Source organism: Mycobacterium sp. (assembly GCF_049802695.1).
GTDB lineage: Bacteria > Actinomycetota > Actinomycetes > Mycobacteriales > Mycobacteriaceae > Mycobacterium.
The window spans coordinates 1-3,476 of record NZ_JBARMY010000078.1 but is presented as its reverse complement, the minus strand read 5'-3'; the positions used below and the strand labels follow the sequence as shown (position 1 = coordinate 3,476).

Annotated in this window: 2 protein-coding genes; both read left to right on the top strand. The window is 66.5% G+C overall.

Annotation, left to right across the window (positions count from 1 at the left end):
• On the top strand, positions 1-2,810 hold a 2,810-nt coding region (locus WA317_RS02775; protein ID WP_425171585.1), incomplete at its 5' end, for a type I polyketide synthase.
• A gap of 59 nt (positions 2,811-2,869) precedes the next feature.
• Positions 2,870-3,476: beta-ketoacyl synthase N-terminal-like domain-containing protein (locus tag WA317_RS02770; protein WP_425171586.1), on the top strand; the 607-nt coding region annotated here is incomplete at its 3' end.

Genomic DNA, 3,476 nt, shown 5'->3' with positions numbered 1-3,476 from the left:
TGGCCTCGGTTCGCCCGCCGCTAGGCGAGACGGTGCAACATCCCGGCAGCACAGGTCAATTCGCGCACCTTCCACCGACGCCGTGGCTGCACGTGAAGTACTGGATGGCGGATCGATCGGTTGGCCGCGGGCCGGCGGGTGCACACCCGTTGCTCGGGGTGCACGTGGAAATGCCGTCCGGCCGCGACCATGTTTGGCAGGCGGACATTGGAACCGAAGTGATTCCCTGGCTGGCCGATCACAAGGTGCATGGCCAGCCTGTGCTGCCTGCGGCCGCTTTCGCCGAGATCGCGCTGGCAGCCGGCAGCGAGGCTCTCGGCCGGCCGGTCCAATTCGTGCAGCTGAATCGGCTCGAAGTCGAGCAGATGCTTGCACTGGACGCCGGAACCCAACTGACAACGCAGCTGAGTCATAGCGCCGATGACAGCATTCGGGTCGAGATCCATTCGCGCTCAGCCGCCGGCACCTGGTGCCGTCATGCGGTCGCCCGCGTCGAGGTGGCGCAGCGCGATGTTCCGGCGCAACCGTCTGCCGGTGTGGCCGGTACGGCCCTGTCGCCGGCGGACTTCTACACCGCGCTGCGCCGCACCGGTGCGCAGCATGGGCAGGCGTTCGCCGCTTTGACCCGGATCGTGCGAACGCCCGGCGGTTCTTCGGACACCGAGATTGTGCTTCCCGACGAGGCTGCGCCGCATCGGAGTTATCGAATCCATCCCGTGATGCTCGACGCGGCGCTGCAAAGCCTGGCTGCTGCAATGCCGGTCGAATCGCTGACGGATTCGGCGGACGTCACCTATCTGCCGGTGTCGTTGGAGATGGTCCGGCTGTTCGGGGATGTCGGCCGGCGTGCCCGATGCCACGCTGAACTGATCAACGCCGACGACGCCGGCGCGCTGGGCCGGGTCACCCTCCTGGATCAGGCCGGCACGGTCACCGCGGAGATCACCGGCATCTACCTGCGACGCATACAACGCCGCACGGTGCCATTACCGTTGTCACAGAAGGTTTTCGACGCCGTCTGGGTGGAAGCGTCAACTCCGGTCGTGAGCGGCTCGGCGCCTGCTGGAAGCTGGCTGGTGCTGGCCGAGGACGCCGACGCGGCGGCAAGCGCACACGACTTCACCGCCCACTTCGGCTCGCCGACCCGGCGGATAATCAGCGATGATCTTTCCGACGAGTCCGCCGTGCTGGAGGCCTTCGCGAGAACCGCTGCCGACCCCGAGCTTCCGCCCGCAGGTGTGATCCTGTTCGTCGGCCGGCACCCGTTCGACGGCAGTGATTCCGATGGCACGCTCGCGCGCACGCGTGACCTGATCTGGGCGATTTCGGCTGCGGTGCGCGCGGTCGTCGGCGGCTGGCACGGAAAGTCCCCACGGTTGTGGCTGGTGACCCGTAACGGTCTCGCGGTGCAGGGACAGGAAGCCGGCGACCCGGCGATCGGCGCCCTGAAAGGTCTCATCCGGGTGCTTGCGTACGAGCACCCCGACCTGCACGCCACGTTGCTCGATCTGGACACAGCGGGCGATACGCTCGCGGCGTTGACTTCTGAACTGGCGTTGTCGGGTAACGATGACGTGGTGGCCTGGCGGGGGCAGCGCAGATACGTCGAACGGCTCTCGCGCGCCAACCTCGGCGCACCCATGAGTGACCCAATTGTGCGCCCGGACAGCGCCTATGTCATCACGGGCGGTCTCGGCGGCCTCGGAACGGTCATCGCTCGCTGGCTTGTCGACAACGGTGCCAGGCGCGTTGTCCTCAACGGTCGAAGTGATCCGTCCGGTGAGCAGCGCAACATTATCGCCGACCTGGCCGGTCAAGCTGAAGTCGTTGTCGTGCAAGGCGACATAGCCGCACCCGCGGTGGCCGACCGACTCGTGACGACCGCCGAAGCCACCGGACTGCCGTTGCGGGGGGTCATCCATGGGGCGGCGGTGATCGACGACCAGATTGTGACTGGGCTCAGCAGAGAAAGTCTGGAGCGGGTGTGGGCGCCGAAGGCGGTCGGCGCGCTACGGCTACACGAAGCCACGGCCAACCGGCAGCTCGACTGGTGGGTGGGGTTCTCATCGGTGGCGTCCCTGCTGGGCTCACCCGGCCAAGCCGCTTACGCGTGTGCGAACGCGTGGCTCGACGCCTTGATCGCCTGGCGACGGGCGTCGGGGCTGCCCGCCACCACGATCAACTGGGGCCAGTGGTCCGAAGTCGGCGTCGCCCGCTCGCTGGCTCTCAGCGTGCTTGACCCCATCACCCCCGCCGAAGGCATCGAGGCCCTCGAGGCCGTGCTCGCTGGAAACCAGACCCAGGTTGGCGTGGCACGACTGCGCCTCGACCGCGCAGCAGCCGCATTTCCCGAGATCCATCAACTCGGCTACTTCACAACCCTCGCCGGGGAATTGGACGCAGAAAGCGACGACGACTGGGCGGGCCCCGACGCGCTTCGGGATGTGGATCCACCCGAGGCCCACCGGATCATCACCGCGCGCCTGCGCGGACGCATTGCGGCCATCATGGGCTACTCCGACGCTGGTGCCATCGACGTTGACCAGCCGTTGACCGAACTCGGAATGGATTCGTTGATGGCCGTGCGAATCAGGAACACCGTTCGCGGGGACTTCGGTGCGGAGCCGCCGGTGGCACTCCTGTTGCAAGGTGCCTCACTTGCCGATCTCACGAGCGATCTCAACCGTCAACTCGGCCTCGCCGGGCAAGAGAGCACCGAACCCGCCAATGGAGTTCGCGATCGGGCCCAGCAACGTGCCGCGGCGCGCCAGCGAGCCGCAGGGCGGCGGAAGGTAGGACAACGAGCGTGATCAGCAGTTTCGAACCCTCATCGAACTCGCTGCCGCCCAACGCGATCGCGATCGTCGGCATGGCCGGCAGGTTCCCCGGCGCGGACTCGGTGTCAGCGTTCTGGGAAAACTTGCGGCGCGGTACGGAATCGATTGTCACCTTGTCCGAAGACGACCTACTCGCCGCCGGAATCAACGAGAAGGTCCTGGCGAATCACTCCTATGTCCGGCGCGCGGCGCTGATGGACGGCATCGACGAATTCGACGCCGACTTCTTCGGATTCACTCCGCAGGCCGCCCGAATGACGGATCCGCAACACCGGCTGTTCCTGCAGTCCGCGTGGCATGCGCTCGAAGATGCCGGCTACGACCCGGCGCAGCTCGAGGGGTCGGTGGGAGTTTTCGGAACCAGCTCAGCCAGCGGGTACCTACTCCACAACCTGATGTCGCACTACGATCCGCGGGTAATCATCGGGCAGGGCGCTACCTTCGAGATGGTTAACCTGTCGCTGCAGAACGACAAGGACCACCTGGCGACCCGGGTAGCGCATCAGTTCAACCTGCGTGGGCCGGCCCTGTCGGTGCAGACGGCATGCTCGTCGTCGCTGGTCGCGGTTCACCTGGCCTGCCAGAGCATTCTCAACGGTGAATCTGACATGGCCTTGGCCGGTGGCGCCTCGATCCGGA